Origin of the sequence: Bifidobacterium callitrichidarum, from assembly GCF_003129905.1 — a bacterium.
GTDB classification, from domain to species: domain Bacteria; phylum Actinomycetota; class Actinomycetes; order Actinomycetales; family Bifidobacteriaceae; genus Bifidobacterium; species Bifidobacterium callitrichidarum.
In genome coordinates, this window is record NZ_QFFM01000007.1 from 105,069 (window position 1) to 125,418 (window position 20,350).

The window sequence follows — 20,350 nt, forward strand, 5'->3', positions numbered from 1 at the left end:
GTTTGCACCGGGCCTGAGCCGGAAATGATCACTATGCGGACTTTTCTGCGGTTCCGAGTGACGCGCGGACATGTTGCCCGCTGCTTGCCCGGCCCTTGCCCGGCCCGCCCGGACTCGCTCCGATTCATCCGCCGTCCGGCGAACAGGCAATCTACTGACTTTTGAGTCAGTATCCGGCGTGGCGCGTCCGCACAGCACGGACAATGAAAAGCATGAACAACATCATCAACGACGATTCCGCCCTCTCCCCCACCCACGGTCCCGGCAATCCCGCCGCCGGCCAAGGAAACGACATCAGGGCCGTGTTCTTCGACATCGACGGTACGCTCACCAGTTTCATCACGCATAAGGTTCCCGATTCCACCGTGGATGCGATTCACCGTCTGCAGGCCAAGGGCATCAAGGTGCTCATCTGCACGGGTCGTGCGCCCTCCCAGATGGGTGTGGTGCTGGACACCATGCCGGTCACGTTCGACGGCATCGCGGCGTTCAATGGCCAGTACTGCTTCGACGGCAACGGCTTCTTCGCCGCACAGGCCATCGAACCGGACGATATCGGGGTGATCCTCGGCTGGCTGGACCGTCACCCGGATGTGGTGGCCAACTTCGGCGAGAAGGACTACGTATACTTCAACCACACCAACGAGGCGTTGCAGGCCACATGGGCCCAGCTCGGCAAGACCGCGCCCACACGGTACTTCGACGACCCGCACGAGCGCACGGCCACGCATGAGACCTTCCAGATCAGCCCGTTCATCGGCCCGGACGAGGAGGCCGAGCTGGTGGGGTTGTGCCGTAATGTGCGCGGCGTGCGTTGGCACCCGGATTTCACCGATCTCATCCCGGCCGATGGCGGCAAGCCACGCGGCATCCAGCGGTTCATGGCACACTATGGCATCACGCGCGAGCAGACGATGGCCTTCGGCGATGGCGGCAACGATACGTCCATGCTCGCCTACGCCGGCATCGGGATCGCGATGGGCAACGCCACCGACGAGCCGAAAGCCGCCGCGGATTACGTGACCGATGATGTGGACCATGATGGCGTGCTCAACGCCCTGCTGCACTTCGGCGTGCTGTGAACGTCCCCCGGACACCCTTCCCGGCTCGGCCGGCCGAGGCTGTCCGACGGAAACGCAAAAGGCCGGCGCTCAATGCACCGGCCTTAGTTGTGGAGCTAAGGGGATTCGAACCCCTGACCCTCTCCATGCCATGGAGATGCGCTACCAGCTGCGCTATAGCCCCAAACGGGTTTTGACTCACTCACATGAATCAACGGGAAACCATCAACACTGGCCGCTGACGGCTTCTTCGTGGAGCTAGGGGGATTCGAACCCCCGACCCTCTCCATGCCATGGAGATGCGCTACCAGCTGCGCTATAGCCCCAAACGGGTTTTGACTCACTCACATGAATCAACGGGAAACCATCAACACTGGCCGCTGACGGCTTCTTCGTGGAGCTAGGGGGATTCGAACCCCCGACCCTCTCCATGCCATGGAGATGCGCTACCAGCTGCGCTATAGCCCCGTTTTTCATTTGTGTGGTCCGTTTTGGACCTCGTATACATTACGACGAGTTTGCGAATAAGGCAACATTCGGCGTGTCGCAATGTTGAATTCACGTAGGTTTTGCCCGGAATTTCAACGATTTTGGCACATTATTCAGTTAGATTGCACGAGAATCGACCGAGCCGGAATCGGCATGACCCATAGGGAAACCGATTCCGGCTCATTGCGACTCAACGTTCACGTTCCCATTCGTCGGTGTCCGCGATGGCTGGGCCGTGGTTGTATTCCAGCAGCCGCCAGCGCACCGAGCCGTCCGGCAGGTCCATCGGCACCAGTCGCGCCCAATGGGCGTTGCGCATGGAGACCACGGACGCGAACGAGGGATCCACCTGGCTCAGGCCCAGCAGCGTCTGCAGGGTCTGGGCGATCCATGCGCCGTGCGAGAACACGAACAGGTCCGTATCCTCCCCGGCACGCGAGGACCAATCCTCAAGGGCCTCCACGCCGCGCGCGCCCACATGCTCCTTGGGTTCGGCACCGTATTTGAGCTCGCCGCCGCGGTGCTCCATCCAGGAGCGGAAGTCCTCGGGGTACCGTTCGGCCAGTTCGGACACGGCGTGGCCGTCCCAGTCGCCGAAGCTACGTTCACGCACACGCTCGTCGTCGTGCACCTCGGCACCGCCCAGCACGTCCGCGAAGGCCTGTGCGGTGGCGTGCGCGCGGGAGAGGTCGGAGCATACGATGATGCGGTCGCTGGTCTCCGGCCTGCGGTCCACGTAGAGGTCCTTCAGGGCCGCCGCGGTCTGGCGCACCTGCCATTGGCCGACGGCGTCGAGCGGGATATCCACCTGCCCCTGCAGTTTGTGGGCCGCGTTGTAGGACGTGCGGCCGTGGCGGATCAGGAAGATGGAGCGAACATGACGGGTAGCCATGGGATTCCTACCTTTCGCGTCAGTCGACCGGCACCGCGGCCGTTTCGGGGTGCGCCAGCTGCAGGTCGATGGTCTCGCAGTCCTTCCACAGGCGTTCCAGCCCGTAGAATTCGCGGGATTCCTCGTGCATGACGTGGATCACGAAGTCGCCGTAGTCGAGCAGCACCCACTGGCCTTCGGTCAGGCCTTCGCGGGAGCGGGGCTGGCGGCCGTCGCACTTCAAGTAGAGATCCTTTTCGATCTCCTCAGCCACGGCCAGCACCTGGCGTTCGTTGGAAGCGCCGGCGATCATCATGATGTCGGTGATGCCGAGCAGGTCGGCCACGTCGAAGGCCACGATGTCCGTGGCTTTGATGCGGTCGGCGGCCTCGGCGGCCAGACGGACAGCGTTGATGGAGTCCTGGAGTGCCGGCATGATCAGCGCTCCCAGGCGGGCTTCCAGCCCTCGACGTTGTGCTGCGTGTTCTCGGAGTAGACCATCGTGTCGCTGGGCACGGCGTGGCGCACCACGGAGCCGGCGCCGGTGGTGACGTTGTCGCCCACCTCGACCGGGGCCACGAACAGGTTGCCGGCACCCACATGGCAGCCGGAGCCGATCACAGTGCGGTTCTTGTGCACGCCGTCGTAGTTGGCGGTGATGGTGCCGCCGCCGATGTTGGTGTGGTCGCCGAGCTGGGCGTCGCCCACGTAGCTCAGGTGCGGCACCTTGGTGCCGTTGCCGATGTGAGCCTTCTTCATCTCCACGAACGCGCCGGCCTTGGCGTCCTCGCCGAACACGTTGCCGGGGCGCAGGTACGTCCACGGGCCGATATTCGTGCGGGCGCCGATATGCGATTCCTGCACACGGGAGCGTTCGACCGTCGCACCCTCGTCCACCACGGCGTCGATGAGGGTGGTGTACGGGCCCACGACGGCGTCCTCGCCGATCACCGTACGACCCTGCAGGAAGGAGCCGGGCAGGATGGTGGCGTCGCGGCCAATGGTCACATCGTCCTCGATCCAGGTGGTCTCCGGGTCAAGGATGGTCACGCCTTCGCGCATCCAGTGCTCGCAGACGCGACGGTTGTAGGTGCGGGCCAGCGCGGCCAGCTGCACACGATCATTCACGCCCTCCACGGTAAGCGGGTCGGGAGCGGTGAATGCGCCGACCTTGCCGGCGGAACGGGCGGTTTCCAGCGCGTCGGTCAGGTAGAACTCGCCCTGGGCGTTGTTGGACTTGAGGTCGGCGATGGCGCGGGCCAGCAGCTCGGCGTCGAACACGTAGACGGAGGTGTTCACCTCCTGCACGGCCAGTTCGCTGCGGTTGGCGTCCTTCTGCTCCACGATGCGCAGCACGTTGCCCTCGCGGTCGCGGATGATGCGGCCATAGCCGGTCGGGTCGTCGAGGATGGTGGTGAGCACGGTGGCGCCGTTGCCGGATGCGGTGTGGAATTCCACCAGCTTGCGCAGGGTATCGCTGTCGAGCAGCGGCATGTCGGACGCGGCGATGAGCACGGGGCCTTCGATGCCGCCGTTTTCGGCAAGCTGGGCCATCGCGCACTGCACGGCGCGGCCGGTGCCGGGGATATCGTCCTGGTTGACGATGGTGACGTGCTCGTCATAGGAACGGGCGGCCTCGGCCACGCGCTCGGCCTGGAAGTGCACCACCACGGCCAACGTGGCGGGATCCAGCGCGGCCACCGAATTCATGACCCTGTTCAGGAAGGTTTTGCCTGCGAACGTGTGCAGTACCTTCGGTTTGTTGGAACGCATGCGGGTGCCCTCGCCGGCGGCGAGGACGATGGCTGCGGAGAGTGCCATAACTGACGTGTTTCCCTTCGTTCGTGAGGATTCGACGCGGCCCGTTTTCGGGCCGTGTCACTGCAGAAAACAATAGACGGCCGCCCGGATGTCCGGACGACCGTCTGATCGCTCCCCCACCTGGATTCGAACCAAGACAAAGGGTTCCAAAGACCCGTGTGCTGCCATTACACCATGGGGGAATCGTGGGCGCTTGGCCCACAAGTGTTCATTTATACCATACGAATCGGAGTCGGCGCAATCCGCTGCCCCGACACGGACTTTCCATGGGCGTCAAAGAGACGTCATACAGACGTCCTGACGTCACGCGAAGAGGAAGCCCTGGCCGTGGTGTTCGGGGTAGGTGTCGAACAGCTCGGCCACCGAACCGTCCTCGAACACGGCGCGGATGGCGCTGGCCAGCAGCGGCGCGATGGACAGGACAGTCAGGCCGTCCCAGCGCTTCTCCTCGGGGATCGGCACGGTGTCGGTGAGGACCACCTCGCGTGCGCCGCAGTTCTTGAGACGCTCGACCGCGGGGCCGGAGAGCACGCCGTGCGTGGCGACCACGGTCACGGACTTGGCGCCGGCCTCCTGCAGCACGCGGCAGGCTCCGGCGATGGTGCCGGCCGTGTCGATGAGGTCGTCCACGAGCACGCAGTCCTTGCCGAGCACGTCGCCGACCACGCGGTTGGCGACGGCCTGGTTCGGACGGGTGATGTCACGGGTCTTGTGCACGAAGGCGAGCGGGCCGCCGCCGAGGCGCTGGGCCCACTGTTCGGCCACACGGATGCGGCCGGCGTCCGGGGAGACGACGGCGACGTTGTCCAGGTGGCCCTGGAAACGGTCACGGATGTAGTCGACCAGCACCGGCATGGCGATGAGGTGGTCCACCGGGCCATCGAAGAAGCCCTGGGACTGGGCCGCGTGCAGGTCCACGGACATGATGCGGTCGGCGCCTGCGGTCTTGAGCAGGTCGAAGATGAGACGGCAGGAAATGGGCTCGCGGCCGCGGTGCTTCTTATCCTGACGGGAATAACCGAGCAGCGGGCACACGGCGGTGACGGAACGGGCGGAGGCGCGCTTCAGCGCGTCGATCATGATGAGCTGCTCCATGATCGCCTTGTTGATGGGCTGGTAGTGGCTCTGGAGCACGAACACGTCGGCACCGCGAACCGATTCGGTGTATCGGACGTACATCTCGCCGTTGGCGAAGTCATAGGCCGTGGTCTCCAGCAGGTCGATTCCCAGCTGCTCGGCGACATCTTCGGCTAGTTTCGGATGAATCCTTCCCGTGACGAGAATCAGATTCTTATCGGGCTTCCCTTCGAGGATTGCGCTCACCATTACTCCCAACGTGTGGTCTCGTTAGTGCAGTTCTTCAGTCTAGCTGTTCTTGAAGACCATGGGGGTATCGCTGCGTTGCCCGCCGCGTCCCACATGGATCGACTGCGGATACTCAGCGGCTGTCGCCGGTCCAGTGCTTCAGGGCCTGCTTGACGGCCTGGGCGTAGGTGTCGCTGTCCATGCTCGGGTGGATGCCGTCCGAACCGAGCACCTGTGGGTTGGCGTTCGCGGCGGCGTCCCAGTCCACCAGCACCACGTTGTCCGGGTGCGCGGCGGCATAGTCGGCAAGTACCTGGTTGGTGGGCGGAATCCATGTGCGGTCACCGTGCGCGTTGACCAGCACGAGCACGCGATCCGGCCCGATCAGGTCGTGAATCTGGTCCAACTCGTCGGCGGTGATGGCGGAATTGGTGCCCAAACCCACCAGCACCCATTGGCGCAACGTTCCGGCGGCCAGGTCGTTCTGGATCAGTTCGGGGGCCACCAGGATGGAGCGGGAGACCTCGGCGTCGGTCTGGATACCGGGGAACACACTGGACAGCCCCTGTGAAGAGGCCAGCATCACCGAGTCGCCGATGGCGGTGATCTCATCACCAGTGGGCATGGCGAACTTGGGCTTGGGCGGCTGCGGCACGCGATGGCGGATCAGCACATGCTCCTTTTTCTGGGTCTCTTCCAGCTGACGAGCCTGTTCCTCCAATTGCATCTGCATGGCGGTCTTGGCCGGCGCGTTCGCCACGCCCTGGACCGCGCCGAACAGCGATGCGGCCAGCAGCACGTCCACGATGACCGCGCGTACGATGTGCGCGGCGCCAGGTTTGCGAATCGGCAGGATGACGAACAGTGCGGAGCGGGACGCAGCGGGCTTCTCGACCATGAGCCAGGAGATGGTCACAGCCACCGCGGTGAGCAGGGCCGCCATGGCCAGCGGCCAGGGGCCGGGCACGGGGAACAGCTTCGGCGCCAGCGCGCGGGCGAGCAGCCACAACGGCCAGTGCCACAGGTAGATGCCGTAGGAATAGGTGCCAAGCGCCTTGAGCGGGAGGAAGACCATGAGGTCCTGCATCCAGGAATCCTGGCAGATCGTGCCGGCGATGAGCAGGACGGACAGCAGGCTGGAGGCGATAATGCCGCCCCGGAAGGCGAAATCGTCCTGCTTGCCGATCACGGCCATGGTCACCAAAGCGATGAGGCTCAGGAAGGCGAGGACCGGCGCGACGGCGCGCCAGACGCGCACATGCAGCGGTTCGGGCACATGCAGCGTATCCGGCTGCTGGGTGACGTCGTCCGGCAACGGCACGGATATGGGCATGGGCACCGGCGGAACCGGAGCCACTCCCCCATCGGACCGGGCGGATCGGACCGAACGGGGCACGGGCTTGGGGCGCGGGTGGTTACGTTCGGATGCGGTGACCCACCAGGCCAAAGCGAGGCCAAGCATAAGGCCGAGGGCGTGGGTGTCAGTGCCGAAGTAGACGCGGGTGGGGTCGCCGCCGGGACGGTACAGGGTCCACATGCCGTAGCCGCTGCCGGCCGCCAGGGCCAACGGAATAAGCGCGGCGAGATGACTGCGCCGGATCTTCCACATGAGCCACGCGAGCAGGGGCACCACCACGTAGAACTGCATAAGTACGCCGATGAACCATAGGTGGCGGAATACCTGCGGGTTCATCTGGTCGAAATAGCTTTGGCCGCCGGCGATGGCATACCAGTTGTAGCAGCCGAGCAGCACGGTGATGATCTGGTCGCGCACGGAGACCAGCAGGTCATGGTCGAACAGCCATCCGGCCGAGACGATGACCGGGATAAGCAGGAACAGCGCCGGGTAGAGGCGCACGGCGCGCTTGGGGATGTACCGGACGAGGTTCAGCGAACCGCTGCGGGCCAGCGAGCGGAACAGGCTCACGCCGATGAGGAATCCGGAGACGGTGAAGAACACGTCCACGCCGTAGAATCCGCCCGGCAACACCTGCTGCATGCAGTGATACAGCACGATGGCGATGAGCGCCAGCCCCTTGATACCGTCCAGTCCTATGTAATGCCCGCCGAACTGTCTGCGCGCCGCTGTTGTCACTGTCACTTCTCTTGCTCTCGTACCACTCGTTTCTCGCTTGGTATTACAGCAATAGACGGCGACACCGCGGCCTGTGGCCGGTGCCATGCCTCCGTGCGGAAGCGGCACCGGCCGGCCGTCGCATGACAGACCTTATTTGTGATACAGGCTCACGCGCTCGTATTTGGGTTCGCAGCATACGTTGATGCCGAGTTTGCGGTACAGGGCCTCGTCCGTGGAGGAGATGATCACGGAGAAGAAGGCGTCGGCTCCGCGCAGCTGTCCGAGCCCCGCGATCACGCGGGCGGCCTCGGGGCTGGTGGCGCTGGTGATGGACAGCGCGATAAGCGTCTCGTCGGAATGCAGGCGACGGTTGGCGCTGTTGAGATGCTCGGTCTTGAGCTTGCAGATCGGTTCGATGGCGGCGTCGTCAATCACCGGCAGATCGTCGTCCACACCCGTGACCTTCTTGAGCGCGTTCATGAGCAGGGCGCTGGCCGCGCCGAGCAGCACGCCGGTCTTGCCGGTGACGAGGCGCCCGTCGGGCAGGACCATCGCACCCACCGGGCCCCCGGTCATCTGTTCCTTGGCGAGCGCCGCGGCGCGTGCGGGTGAGAGGTCCTCGTCCACGCCGGCCTTCTTCATGATGGAGCGCAGGCGTTCGACCTGCTCCTCTCCGGTGCCGGTGCGCTTCAGGTTCACGCATGCGGTGAAGTAGCGGCGCACGATTTCGAGCTTGGCGGCCTCACGGCATGCCTCGTCGTCGCAAATGGCGTAGCCGGCCATGTTGACGCCCATGTCGGTGGGGCTCTGGTACGGGCTTTCGCCCATGATACGTTCCATCATGGCCTTGAGCACGGGGAATGCCTCGACGTCGCGGTTGTAGTTGACGGTGGTCTCGCCGTGGGCCTCGAGGTGGAACGGGTCGATGATGTTGGCGTCGTCCAGGTCCACGGTGGCGGCCTCGTACGCGATGTTGACCGGATGGTTCAGTGGCAGGTTCCAGATCGGGAAGGTCTCGTATTTGGCGTATCCGGCCTGGATGCCGCGGCGATGCTCATGGTAGAGCTGGCTCAGGCAGGTGGCGAGTTTGCCGGAGCCGGGGCCGGGCGCGGTGACCACAACTAGCGGACGGCTGGTTTCGATGTAGTCGTTCCTGCCATAGCCGTCCTCGGAAACGATGCGTTCGATGTCGTGCGGGTAGCCGGCGATCGGGTAATGCAGGTAGCAGGTGACGCCCAGCTGCTCGAGGCGGTGGCGGTAGGCGTCGGCGGCCGGCTGGCCGGCGTACTGGGTGAGCACCACGGACTTCGCGAGGAAGCCGCGGGAGCGGAAGATGTCGATGAGTCGCAGCACGTCCTCGTCATAGGGGATGCCGAGGTCGCCGCGGGTCTTGCCCTGCTGGATATGATTGGCGTTGATTGCGATGACGATCTCCACCTCCGCGGCCATGCTTTCGAGCATGCGGAACTTGGTGTCCGGCTCGAAGCCGGGAAGCACGCGGGAGGCGTGGTAGTCGTCGAAGAGCTTGCCGCCGAATTCCAGATACAGCTTGCCGCCGAATTGGGCGATGCGCTTCCTGATGTTGTCGGCCTGCAGAGCGATGTACTTGTCGTTGTCGAATCCCTGTCGCATGTGGGTCGGCATTCCTTCCAAAACGTCGTCGTAAAAACTAAAAAATTATACCGGAAAACGTGGGTCGCCGCTCGCGACAGGGTCGTCGGAACTACACTGGATTCTGACAGCGGTATGGGAATTTTGAGTTAGATTCGTCGGCTGCGTTCGGTTTGGCAAGTCGAAAGAATTCCCCTGAGACGACATAGGGATGTGACCGGATGCGCGGAGAGGCACTCAAACTTACGAAAATGCTTCAAGGAACGAGAACTCGTTTCGTGATTCCCGTGTACCAGCGCAATTATGACTGGAAACGAGAGCAGTGTGAACGTCTGTTCGACGATCTTGAGGATGTCGTGAAGCGGGAACGCGAGTCACACTTTTTCGGCAGCATCGTCTCTCAGACGGATGGTGACACAAAGATCATCATTGACGGACAACAACGAATCACCACCGTTTATCTTCTGTTGGCTGCGTTACTGCGACAGATACGAGACGAAGCTATACCAGTTGGCACGAACGACAGGCTCGCAGAATTCATCGAGGACGAATATCTTATCGACCGATATGCACGGGATGACAGTAAGCTCAAGCTCAAACTCGTAAAAGGCGATCAGGCCGCTCTTGCAAAAATCATGAATCCTAAGCAAGAAGAGGACGACAAACTGGACGGAGAATCGAACGTCACCATCAACTATCAGTTTTTCTTGAAACGCATCGCCGAATGCGGACTCGATGCCGAATCGATCGAAAGAGCAGTGGAAAAGCTGGAAATCATCGACATCCGACTTGAGAGGGACGATGATGCGCAGCTTATCTTCGAAAGCCTCAATTCCACTGGACTGGATTTGAGCGAGGGCGACAAGATACGCAATCTCATGTTGATGAACCTTCCCGCCGAGCAGCAGGAATACCGCTACGAACACTACTGGAACGTCATGGAGCGAAATACCGCTTATGACGTAAGTGCATTCATCCGTGATTATCTGACGATGAAAACACGACGGACACCAGTCATCAACCGCGTATATCCGGAATTCCGCCAATTCGCGAAAAGCCTCGATTCCCTTGCACTACTGGAAGATCTTCTGCGATTTTCGCGCTATTACGGACGCATCACCGGAATAATCCAGGAGCACACACAAATCGACAACGCATTGAAACGTATCAGGCTGCTCGAAATGAGCGTCGTCAATCCTTTCTTGCTTTCGCTGCTTGCCTACGCCGATGAGGGACACTTGTCCGGCAAAGATCTCGTGAAGGTTTTTAATATCGTCGAAGACTATTTGTTCCGCCGTTGGATGTGCAACATCGCGACTAACGCACTGAACAAGATCTTCGCCGGACTGCATCATGAAGTGCTGCGTGGCATGGCTACGGACGACGACTATTGCGAGTCGCTCAAGTACGCTCTGCTAAGGAGGGAAGGCAGCGGCCGGTTCCCCCGTGACGAGGAATTCCGACGAGCCTTCGACGAACGCAATATGTATGAAATCAGACGCATACGGCTGTATTTGTATGATTGTTTGGAAAACGGCGACAATGTGGAGCGCGTAAACGTCGTCGACATGTTGGAGGACGGAACATTATCCGTCGAACATATCATGCCGCAGACTCTTTCCCGCCAGTGGCGCGATGCTTTGGGTCCTGACGCCGATGTCATTCATGACCGATGGCTCAATCGCATGGGCAACCTCACGCTCACCGGCTACAATTCGAAATATTCGAACAGCGAGTTTGCGTCCAAGCGTGATTGCGAACATGGATTCCGCGATAGTGGACTTAAGCTCAACAGGTTTGTCGCGGACTGCGATATTTGGGATGAGCCACATATAAGCGAACGCAACGAGCGTCTGTGGCAACGTTTCTTGGAATTATGGCCGGCGCTGAGCACCTCTTATCAGCCGGTGGCCGAAGAACGCGAAAATCATACGTTGGATGAGGATTTTATGTTCACGAATCGCAAAATCGCCGCATACACATTCCAAGGAGCGCGCCATACCGTGAAAACATGGGTCGATATGATGAGGGACGTTCTTTCCGACCTGTATGGAATCGACCCAGTCGCGTTTCGTGCGGTGGCATTTTCGGACAAGTTCCCAGCCCGTTATTTTTCGGACTCGCACCTCGAATACGGATTCGAAGTCGGCCCAGGCGTTTGGTTTAATCCCGGATCCTCTACCTCCACCAAGCTTGATGTATTGGGCAGAATTATCGAAAAAATCGATGGAGTCGAGCCATATGATCTTTCGTTTGAACTCTATGACAAGTGAACCCGGCTGGCGACCGCCGGTTAACACTACGATGTCAAACATCGCAGTCAACCATGCAAAACAGGGTGCATGAGGACGCGCGAAACACATGGCGGCCCGCTCCCTTATGCAACGCATGCCCCGAAAGGAAGCGATCCGGCCAATCAAGCGAGCACGCTTGTTATCCCATGACGCGGAAATCATCCTCATATGAAAATTTGGTTCCCGGCGTAAGGAGAAAACATCTCTACTGCGAGCTTCAGCTGAATAAGGAGGCCTTTCTGACTCAAGCATCGTGTGAGAGCATAGCCACATCGTGCCCCGTAACGCCGATATTATGCCGTAGGGTGCTTGTGTGGCACAAAACCGTGCCACCGCAGGCGATTCAGGCACCAAATCAGCTTATCGGGGCATCAGGCGTGCCCCGATAAGCTTCTCATAGATGTTTTCCGGTTACAGGGGCACACTCCGATAAGCCAAAATCCGCATGATTCCGCCATTTTCTCCCAACCAGACGGTTTCACCCAAAATAAGGGCTTGCCCCTGTAGCCTCAATTCATACGATTCACAGCCGCAGTGGCACATGGATCCACTCACAACGTATGCAGCCAAGCAACACCTACATGCCGAATCGCAAAACCACTAGGCCATTCTTACGATTCCCCCGCCATACAGCCTGTCATGGCACACTCAACCTGACATGCGTAAAAGGGGAAGTCACACAGCACATGTGACTTCCCCTTTTACGCATGTTCCGTCAGAACATCTCGCTTCGGAATAATAGGATGATGCGCGTGTCCTCTAGGCGCACAAAATACTGCTTCATTCCGATTGCTGAGTGAAATTCGGCGATGTGTGCGGAGACCGCCGTCCGAAGGCGAAGGCGTACGAAGGTACGTCGAACCTGAGGAAAGGCGGTATACGCTCCATCGCCGGATTTCACTCCGGAGTAATCGAATGATGCGTGCGTCCTCTAGGCGCACCGAGGGAAGGCGTACAAAGGTACGTCGACCGAGGAGCAACGACGAGGACGCTCCATCATTCGATTACTCCCATTCGATGGTTGCCGGGGGCTTGGAGGTGCAATCCAGCACCACGCGGTTAATCTGGCGGCATTCGTTGGTGATGCGTGTGGAAATGGTGGCGAGCACGTCGTAGGGGACGCGAGCCCAGTCGGCGGTCATGGCGTCCTCGGAGGAGACGGGGCGCAGGACGATCGGCGAGCCGTAGGTGCGCTCGTCGCCCTGGACGCCGACGGAGTGGACGTCGGCGAGGAGTACGACGGGGCACTGCCAGATGTCACGGTCGAGGCCGGCCTTGGAGAGCTCCTCGCGGGCGATGGCGTCGGCCTTACGCAGCAGGTCGAGGCGTTCCTTGGTGATTTCGCCGATGATGCGGATGCCCAGACCCGGGCCCGGGAACGGCTGACGCCAGACGATCTCGTCGGGCAGACCGAGCTCGGTGCCGATAGCGCGCACTTCGTCCTTGAAGAGGGTGCGCAGCGGCTCGATGAGCTGGAACTTGATGTCCTTGGGCAGACCACCCACGTTGTGGTGGGACTTGATGTTGGCCGCGCCGTCACCGCCGCCGGATTCCACGACATCCGGGTAGAGGGTGCCCTGCACGAGGAACTTGACTTCCTTGCCGCGGGCACCGGCCTCCTCGAGCACCTGCTGCTGGGCCTTCTCGAAAGTGCGGATGAACTTCTCGCCGATGATCTTGCGCTTGCGTTCCGGCTCGGAGACGCCCTTCAGGGCGGTCAGGAAGTCGTCGGCCGCGTCCACGGTGATGAGCTTGATGCCGGTGGCTGCCACGAAGTCGTGCTTGACCTGCTCGACCTCGCCCTTGCGCAGCAGGCCGTGGTCCACGAACACGCAGGTGAGCTGGTCGCCGATGGCCTTGTGCACCAGGGCGGCGGCCACGGCGGAGTCCACGCCGCCGGACAGGCCGCAGATCACTTCGGCGTCGCCGACCTTCTCGCGGATCTTCTTGACCTCGGTCTCGATGATGTTCGAGGCGTTCCAGTCGTTGGGCAACGCGGCGCAACGGTGCAGGAAGTTCTCGATGAGCTGCTGGCCGAGCGGGGAGTGCTTGACCTCGGGGTGCCACTGCACGCCGTAGAGCTTGCGGGATTCGTCCGCCATGGCGGCCACCGGGGCGCCTTCGGTGTGGGCGAGCACCTCGAAGCCGGCCGGGGCCTGCTCGACAGCCACGCCGTGACTCATCCACGTGGTCTGCTCGGCCGGGGAGCCGGCGAGGATGCCTTCGGCCTCGTCCACCACGGCGGAGGTCTTGCCGTATTCGCCCAGGGCGGCCTTGTCCACCTTGCCGCCGAGCTCGTAGGCCATGACCTGGAAGCCGTAGCAGATGCCGAGCACCGGGACGCCGGCCTCGAACACCTTAGTATCTATGGAGGGCGCGCCGGGCTCGAACACGGAGGCCGGGCCGCCGGAAAGGATGATCGCCTTCGGATCCTTGGCCAGGATCTCGTCGATCGGCATGGAATGCGGCACCAACTCCGAGTACACGCCGGCCTCACGCACGCGGCGGGCGATGAGCTGGGCATACTGGGCGCCGAAGTCGACGACGAGCACAGGACCGTTTGCCATTGATATTCCCCTAACGTTCATTGGGATTTTACGTGGGTTGCAACACACCGATTATCACCGGTCAAGCAGACAAGACCGACACGCGCGGGGCATGTGCGAAATACGCACAAATCACAGGCGCGTAAGCAACAACACGCCGGTATTAACTTCGTTAAACCGAACGCGACACTCACAGCGCAAATCCTTGTTTGGCGCTATTTTCCGCCATTTTCAGGTTCTTCGCAGGAAAAATCGATTGTGACAATCGAACCGGCAAACCGCACAAATAGTGCTATTTCCGAAACATTTTCGAACACACCCGCAAGAAATCGTTCAAAAGTCGTGTTGTCCTCGTACCATGACGAGTGATTGGGAACGGAAACCCTTAATACCGCAAGGAATCGGGGCCCGCGACCGAACAGAAATAATCAATCGCACGGATACGTGCAGGAGTACAGGAGTACACATGACGAGTCCTGTTATTGGCACCCCTTGGAAGAAGCTCAACGCTCCGGTTTCCGAGGAAGCCCTCGAAGGCGTTGACAAGTACTGGCGCGCCGCCAACTACCTTTCCATCGGCCAGATTTATCTGCGCAGCAACCCGCTGATGAAGGAGCCCTTCACCCGCGAAGATGTGAAGCACCGCCTGGTGGGTCACTGGGGAACCACCCCGGGCCTGAACTTCCTCATCGGCCACATCAACCGCTTCATCGCCGACCACGGCCAGAACACCGTGATCATCATGGGCCCGGGCCACGGCGGCCCGGCTGGTACCTCCCAGTCCTACCTGGACGGCACCTACACCGAGACCTTCCCGAAGATCACCAAGGACGAGGCTGGTCTGCAGAAGTTCTTCCGTCAGTTCTCCTACCCGGGCGGCATCCCGTCCCACTTCGCTCCGGAGACCCCGGGCTCCATCCACGAGGGTGGCGAGCTGGGTTACGCCCTGTCCCACGCCTACGGCGCCATCATGGACAACCCGTCCCTGTTCGTGCCGGCCATCGTCGGTGATGGTGAGGCCGAGACCGGCCCGCTGGCCACCGGTTGGCAGTCCAACAAGCTCGTGAACCCGCGCACCGATGGTATCGTGCTGCCGATCCTGCACCTCAACGGCTACAAGATCGCCAACCCGACCATCCTGTCCCGCATCTCCGACGAGGAGCTCCACGAGTTCTTCCACGGCATGGGCTACGAGCCGTACGAGTTCGTCGCCGGCTTCGACGATGAGGATCACATGTCCATCCACCGCCGCTTCGCCGAGCTGTGGGAGACCATCTGGGACGAGATCTGCGACATCAAGGCCACCGCTCAGACGGACAACGTGCACCGTCCGTTCTACCCGATGCTGATCTTCCGCACCCCGAAGGGCTGGACCTGCCCGAAGTACATCGATGGCAAGAAGACCGAGGGCTCCTGGCGTTCCCACCAGGTGCCGCTGGCTTCCGCCCGCGATACCGAGGCCCACTTCGAGGTTCTGAAGAACTGGCTGGAGTCCTACAAGCCGGAGGAGCTGTTCGACGAGAACGGCGCCGTCAAGGCCGACGTCACCGCCTTCATGCCGACCGGTGAGCTGCGTATCGGTGCCAACCCGAACGCCAACGGTGGTCTGATCCGCGACGACCTGAAGCTGCCGAACCTCGAGGACTACGCCGTTAAGGAAGTCGAGAAGTACGGCCACGGCTGGGGCCAGCTCGAGGCCACCCGTCGTCTCGGTGTCTACACCCGCGACATCATCAAGAACAACATGCACGACTTCCGCATCTTCGGACCGGATGAGACTGCTTCCAACCGTCTGCAGGCTTCCTACGAGGTCACCAACAAGCAGTGGGATGCCGGCTACATCTCCGACGAGGTCGACGAGCACATGCACGTCTCCGGCCAGGTCGTCGAGCAGCTGTCCGAGCACCAGATGGAAGGCTTCCTCGAGGGCTACCTGCTGACCGGTCGTCACGGCATCTGGAGCTCCTACGAGTCCTTCGTCCACGTGATCGACTCCATGCTGAACCAGCACGCCAAGTGGCTTGAGGCTACCGTCCGCGAGATTCCGTGGCGCAAGCCGATCGCCTCCATGAACCTGCTGGTTTCCTCCCACGTCTGGCGTCAGGACCACAACGGCTTCTCCCACCAGGATCCGGGTGTCACCTCCCTGCTGCTGAACAAGTGCTTCCACAACGATCACGTCATCGGCATCTACTTCGCCACCGATGCGAACATGCTGCTGGCCATCGCCGAGAAGTGCTACAAGTCCACCAACAAGATCAACGCCATCATCGCCGGCAAGCAGCCGGCCGCCACCTGGCTGTCCCTGGACGAGGCTCGCGCCGAGCTCGAGAAGGGTGCCGCCGCTTGGGATTGGGCTTCCACCGCGAAGTCCAACGATGAGGCCGAGATCGTGCTTGCCGCCGCCGGCGATGTCCCGACCCAGGAGATCATGGCCGCTTCCGACAAGCTGAAGGCCATGGGCATCAAGTTCAAGGTCGTCAACGTGGTTGACCTGCTCGCTCTGCAGTCCGCCAAGGAGAACGACGAGGCCCTGTCCGACGAGGAGTTCGCCGACATCTTCACCGCCGACAAGCCGGTGCTGTTCGCGTACCACTCCTACGCTCACGACGTGCGCGGCCTGATCTACGATCGCCCGAACCACGACAACTTCAACGTCCACGGCTACGAGGAGGAGGGCTCCACCACCACCCCGTACGACATGGTTCGCGTGAACGAGATCGATCGTTACGAGCTGACCGCCGAGGCTCTGCGCATGATCGACGCCGACAAGTACGCCGACAAGATCAACGAGCTCGAGGCCTTCCGTCAGGAAGCCTTCCAGTTCGCCGTCGACAACGGCTACGATCACCCGGACTACACCGACTGGGTGTACTCCGGCCTCAACACCGCTGAGAAGGGTGCTGTCACCGCTACCGCCGCCACCGCTGGCGATAACGAGTGATTCCAACCGCTCACGGTTTAGCCTAACGGCCTAGGAAAGGGCCCGGGATTCGTCCCGGGCCTTTTTCGTATCCGTACGGGCACTCCCCCGCCGTCTCCGCATATCCGCATCATCGCCGTTTCCCCGGCACTGCGTCCGCAAACGTCCCGGTGTCTTAGACGTGAACGATAACAAGGGCAAGTACAATGATGTGTGGTCCCAATCATTGTTGATCATCAAAGGAGACAGACCAAAGTGACCGTTACCCGCGTATACATCGCAAGCCCCGAAGGCGCCAATGGCCGCAACGTAGTGGCCTACGGCGTGCTCAATGCATTGACCTCGAAGTACAAGACCATCGTGTTTCGCCCGGCCGTGTCCAACCACGACGACTTCACGCCTGTCCTGCTGTCCGCCTCGAACGCCGGTCTCGGCGTGACGCTGTCCACCGGCCTCGACGTGCACAAGGTTCGCAAGGACAAGGACACCGCCCGCGGCGACATCATCGGCGCGTTCAATGACGCGATGGACGTGGCCCGTGCGGATGCCGCGCTGATCGTGGGCACCGACAAGTCCCACGTGAACGACCCGACCAGCTACGAGTTCAACGCCAACGTGGCCGCCGATCTGCAGGCCGGCGTGTTCCTGGCCGTGTGCACCATCGACCGTTGGCCCCATGAGCTGGACGAGACCGTGCAGCTGTCCATCGAGGGCATGGAGGCCGCCGGCAACAAGGTGCTCGGCATCTTCGTGACCGGCTGCGAGCCCCGCCACGCCGTGTCCGTCAAGGAGACGCTGGCCAAGTACGGTCTGCCGGTCTGGACGATTCCGCAGGTGCCCTTCACCGACGCATCCACCAAGGACCTCGCTCTGGAGACCTTCCGCAAGAACGCCCCCACCGAGGAGGTGCTCGCCGCCCTCGACGTGGATGTCGAGGCCCCCACCACCCCGTACGCCTTCCAGTTCGGCCTGCTGGGCAAGGCCAAGACCAACAAGAAGACCATCGTGCTGCCCGAAGGCGAGGAGGACCGCATCATCAAGGCGGCCGACTACCTGCTCGAGCGCGAGATCGTGAACCTCATCATCGTGGGCGACAAGGAAGCCATCCTGGCCCGCGGCAAGGAACTCGGCCTCAACTATCTGGAGCGCGCCCGCTTCCAGGCCATGGACGACGAGAACATCCTCAAGCCCATGGTGGCCAAGCTGTGCGAGCTCAGGGCCAAGAAGGGCATGACCGAGGAGCAGGCCCGCAAGCAGCTCAAGGACGCCAGCTACTTTGGCACCATGCTCGTGGTGCTCGGCTACGCCGACGGTCTGGTCTCCGGTTCCGTGAACTCCACCGCCAACACCGTGCGCCCGGCCCTGCAGGTCATCAAGACCAAGCCCGGCCAGAAGCTGGTCTCCGGTGCGTTCCTCATGTGCTTCAAGGATCATGTGGCCGTGTTCGCCGATTGCGCCATCAACCTCAACCCGGACGCCGAGCAGCTTTCCGAGATCGCCCTGCAGTCCGCCGAGACCGCACGCGCCTTCGGCATCGACCCGAAGGTCGGCATGCTTTCCTACTCCACGCTCGGCTCCGGCAAGGGCCCGGACGTGGACGTGGTCGAGGAAGCAACCCGCCTGCTCAAGGAGAAGGCCCCGGACCTGCCGGTGGTCGGCTCCATCCAGTTCGACGCCGCCTGGTCCCCCACCGTGGCCGCCACCAAGGCCAAGGGCAACGATGTGGCCGGACACGTCAATGTGTTCGTCTTCCCGGACCTGTGCGCCGGCAACATCGCCTACAAGGCCGTGCAGCGCTCCTCCGGCGCCCTTGCCATCGGCCCGGTGCTGCAGGGCCTCAACAAGCCGGTGAACGACCTGTCCCGCGGCGCTCTGGTGCAGGACATCATCAACACGATCGCCCTGACCGCCATCGAGGCGCAGTAGTCATGAATCGGAATGCGGCTCTTCGCTTTGCGGGGAGCCGCATTTTGTAGCAAGCAACGAGTAATCTAATCAACGGTAACCCGCTTCGTTCGGCGGGACGCAACATATCACAATGGAGGATGCCCACAATGGCGAAAACCGTCCTTGTCATCAATTCCGGCTCCAGCTCGATCAAGTACCAGCTGGTGGACCTCGAATCCGGCGAAGGCCTTGCTTCCGGCCTGGTTGAGAAGATCGGCGAGCCGATCGACGGCCACTACAAGCACGAGTACAACGGCGAGAAGCACGAGCTCGAGGAGCCGATCCACGACCACGAGCAGGGTCTGAAGCGCGTGCTCGGCTTCTTCGAGGAGTACGGCCCGAAGCTGTCCGACGCGGGCATCGTGGCCGTCGGCCACCGCGTGGTGCAGGGCGGCTCCCTCTTCCCGAAGCCGGCCCTGGTCAACGACAAGACCATCAACGCCGTCAAGGACCTGGCTGTCCTCGCCCCGCTGCACAACGGCCCGGAGGCCAAGGGCGCTGAGGTCATGCGCGCTCTGCTGCCGGATGTGCCGCAGATCTTCGTCTTCGATTCCTCCTTCTTCTTCCAGCTGCCGAAGGCCGCCAGCACCTACGCGCTGAACAAGGAAATCGCCGAGCAGTACCACATCCGCCGTTACGGTGCCCACGGCACCTCCCACGAGTTCATCTCCTCCGTGGTGCCGGAAGTCATCGGCAAGCCGGCCGAAGGCCTCAAGCAGATCGTGCTGCACATCGGCAACGGCGCCTCCGCCTCCGCCGAGATCTCCGGCAAGCCGGTTGAGACCTCCATGGGCCTGACCCCGCTCGAGGGCCTGGTCATGGGCGGCCGTACGGGCGACATTGACCCGGCCGTGGTCTTCCACCTGATCCGCAACGCCCACATGAACGTGGACGAGCTGGATGCCCTGTTCAACAAGCGTTCCGGCATGATGGGCATGACCGGTTTCGGCGACCTGCGTGAGGTTCACCGTCTGGTGGCCGAGGGCAACGAGGACGCCAAGCTGGCCCTGGATGTCTACGTGCACCGCATCGTGAGCTACATCGGCAACTACACCTACCAGATGGGTGGCTGCGACGTGATCACCTTCACCGCCGGTGTGGGCGAGAACGACGACATCGTGCGCAAGATGGTGTGCGACAAGCTCGCTCCGTTCGGCGTCAAGCTGGACGAGGAGAAGAATGCGAAGCGCTCCAAGGAGCCGCGCGTCATCTCCACTCCGGACTCCTCCGTGATCATCGCCGTGATCCCGACCAACGAGGAGCTGGCCATCGCCCGCAAGTCCGCCGCCATCGCGGAAGCCGGCGAGGACACCTACGGCAACAAGTTCGCCAAGTGAGTCTGAATCGCTGATTCATTCGCGACAAGAGGGGTGGGGGGCGCGAGATGGTAGGGACCACCCCCGGG

At 61.9% G+C, this 20,350-nt stretch carries 12 protein-coding genes and 4 tRNA genes; 5 read left to right on the forward strand and 11 right to left on the reverse strand.

Features of this window, described 5'->3' with window-relative positions:
* The first annotated feature begins 212 nt into the window (after positions 1 to 212).
* Complete coding sequence (locus DF196_RS04635) at positions 213 to 1,082, forward strand: Cof-type HAD-IIB family hydrolase (RefSeq protein WP_109056714.1); 870 nt, start codon at positions 213 to 215, stop codon at positions 1,080 to 1,082.
* 90 nt (positions 1,083 to 1,172) lie between these two features.
* Here the strand turns inward: DF196_RS04635 and DF196_RS04640 are convergent.
* The 10 genes from DF196_RS04640 to DF196_RS04685 all read right to left on the reverse strand — a co-directional run bounded on the left by DF196_RS04640 (position 1,173) and on the right by DF196_RS04685 (position 9,256).
* Positions 1,173 to 1,245: transfer RNA gene (locus tag DF196_RS04640), tRNA-Ala, on the reverse strand.
* A 69-nt stretch (positions 1,246 to 1,314) separates the two neighbouring features.
* A tRNA-Ala gene (locus tag DF196_RS04645) sits at positions 1,315 to 1,387 on the reverse strand.
* Positions 1,388 to 1,456: 69 nt separating this feature from the next.
* Positions 1,457 to 1,529 (reverse strand) — tRNA-Ala (locus DF196_RS04650).
* Between the two features lie 211 nt (positions 1,530 to 1,740).
* Complete coding sequence (locus tag DF196_RS04655) at positions 1,741 to 2,442, reverse strand: histidine phosphatase family protein (protein WP_109056715.1); 702 nt, start codon at positions 2,440 to 2,442, stop codon at positions 1,741 to 1,743.
* 19 nt (positions 2,443 to 2,461) lie between these two features.
* Positions 2,462 to 2,857: a ribosome silencing factor gene (gene rsfS / locus DF196_RS04660; RefSeq protein ID WP_109056716.1), complete on the reverse strand. Its 396-nt coding sequence runs from the start codon at positions 2,855 to 2,857 to the stop codon at positions 2,462 to 2,464.
* A gap of 2 nt (positions 2,858 to 2,859) precedes the next feature.
* Positions 2,860 to 4,242 carry a bifunctional UDP-N-acetylglucosamine diphosphorylase/glucosamine-1-phosphate N-acetyltransferase GlmU gene (gene glmU / locus DF196_RS04665; protein WP_109056717.1) on the reverse strand — a complete coding sequence of 461 codons (1,383 nt, stop codon included), beginning with the start codon at positions 4,240 to 4,242 and terminating at the stop codon, positions 2,860 to 2,862.
* A gap of 111 nt (positions 4,243 to 4,353) precedes the next feature.
* Positions 4,354 to 4,424, reverse strand: a tRNA-Gln gene (locus tag DF196_RS04670).
* Between the two features lie 121 nt (positions 4,425 to 4,545).
* Positions 4,546 to 5,568: a ribose-phosphate diphosphokinase gene (locus DF196_RS04675; RefSeq protein WP_109056718.1), complete on the reverse strand. Its 1,023-nt coding sequence runs from the start codon at positions 5,566 to 5,568 to the stop codon at positions 4,546 to 4,548.
* A 112-nt stretch (positions 5,569 to 5,680) separates the two neighbouring features.
* Positions 5,681 to 7,642: an acyltransferase family protein gene (locus DF196_RS04680; protein WP_338323317.1), complete on the reverse strand. Its 1,962-nt coding sequence runs from the start codon at positions 7,640 to 7,642 to the stop codon at positions 5,681 to 5,683.
* Between the two features lie 132 nt (positions 7,643 to 7,774).
* Positions 7,775 to 9,256: a DUF1846 domain-containing protein gene (locus DF196_RS04685; RefSeq protein ID WP_109056720.1), complete on the reverse strand. Its 1,482-nt coding sequence runs from the start codon at positions 9,254 to 9,256 to the stop codon at positions 7,775 to 7,777.
* Between the two features lie 230 nt (positions 9,257 to 9,486).
* Here DF196_RS04685 and DF196_RS04690 point away from each other — a divergent pair, with 230 nt between their 5' ends.
* Positions 9,487 to 11,508, forward strand: coding sequence for a DUF262 domain-containing protein (locus tag DF196_RS04690; RefSeq protein ID WP_158276265.1), 2,022 nt, complete (start codon positions 9,487 to 9,489; stop codon positions 11,506 to 11,508).
* A gap of 1,025 nt (positions 11,509 to 12,533) precedes the next feature.
* Here the strand turns inward: DF196_RS04690 and guaA are convergent.
* The gene (gene guaA / locus DF196_RS04695; protein ID WP_109056722.1) at positions 12,534 to 14,096 is read right to left on the reverse strand and encodes a glutamine-hydrolyzing GMP synthase; all 1,563 of its coding nucleotides are present in this window, start codon (positions 14,094 to 14,096) and stop codon (positions 12,534 to 12,536) included.
* Between the two features lie 445 nt (positions 14,097 to 14,541).
* Here guaA and DF196_RS04700 point away from each other — a divergent pair, with 445 nt between their 5' ends.
* From DF196_RS04700 to DF196_RS04710, 3 genes are all read left to right on the forward strand, one after another.
* Positions 14,542 to 17,019 (forward strand): phosphoketolase, encoded by a 2,478-nt coding sequence (locus DF196_RS04700; RefSeq protein ID WP_109056723.1) that lies wholly within the window; start codon positions 14,542 to 14,544, stop codon positions 17,017 to 17,019.
* Between the two features lie 234 nt (positions 17,020 to 17,253).
* Positions 17,254 to 18,924, forward strand: coding sequence for a phosphate acetyltransferase (gene pta / locus DF196_RS04705; RefSeq protein ID WP_109056724.1), 1,671 nt, complete (start codon positions 17,254 to 17,256; stop codon positions 18,922 to 18,924).
* 128 nt (positions 18,925 to 19,052) lie between these two features.
* Positions 19,053 to 20,282 carry an acetate/propionate family kinase gene (locus DF196_RS04710; RefSeq protein WP_109056725.1) on the forward strand — a complete coding sequence of 410 codons (1,230 nt, stop codon included), beginning with the start codon at positions 19,053 to 19,055 and terminating at the stop codon, positions 20,280 to 20,282.
* The last annotated feature ends 68 nt before the right edge of the window (positions 20,283 to 20,350 follow it).

Excerpts from the sequence above, each read along its gene's own strand:
- DF196_RS04655 (WP_109056715.1), bottom strand. The coding sequence starts at position 2,442 with ATGGCTACCCGTCATGTTCGCTCCATCTTCCTGATCCGCCACGGCCGC.
- DF196_RS04635 (WP_109056714.1), top strand. The coding sequence starts at position 213 with ATGAACAACATCATCAACGACGATTCCGCCCTCTCCCCCACCCACGGT.
- DF196_RS04685 (WP_109056720.1), bottom strand. The coding sequence starts at position 9,256 with ATGCGACAGGGATTCGACAACGACAAGTACATCGCTCTGCAGGCCGAC.
- DF196_RS04710 (WP_109056725.1), top strand. The coding sequence starts at position 19,053 with ATGGCGAAAACCGTCCTTGTCATCAATTCCGGCTCCAGCTCGATCAAG.
- DF196_RS04675 (WP_109056718.1), bottom strand. The coding sequence starts at position 5,568 with ATGGTGAGCGCAATCCTCGAAGGGAAGCCCGATAAGAATCTGATTCTC.
- glmU (WP_109056717.1), bottom strand. The coding sequence starts at position 4,242 with ATGGCACTCTCCGCAGCCATCGTCCTCGCCGCCGGCGAGGGCACCCGC.
- rsfS (WP_109056716.1), bottom strand. The coding sequence starts at position 2,857 with ATGCCGGCACTCCAGGACTCCATCAACGCTGTCCGTCTGGCCGCCGAG.
- DF196_RS04690 (WP_158276265.1), top strand. The coding sequence starts at position 9,487 with ATGCTTCAAGGAACGAGAACTCGTTTCGTGATTCCCGTGTACCAGCGC.
- DF196_RS04700 (WP_109056723.1), top strand. The coding sequence starts at position 14,542 with ATGACGAGTCCTGTTATTGGCACCCCTTGGAAGAAGCTCAACGCTCCG.
- guaA (WP_109056722.1), bottom strand. The coding sequence starts at position 14,096 with ATGGCAAACGGTCCTGTGCTCGTCGTCGACTTCGGCGCCCAGTATGCC.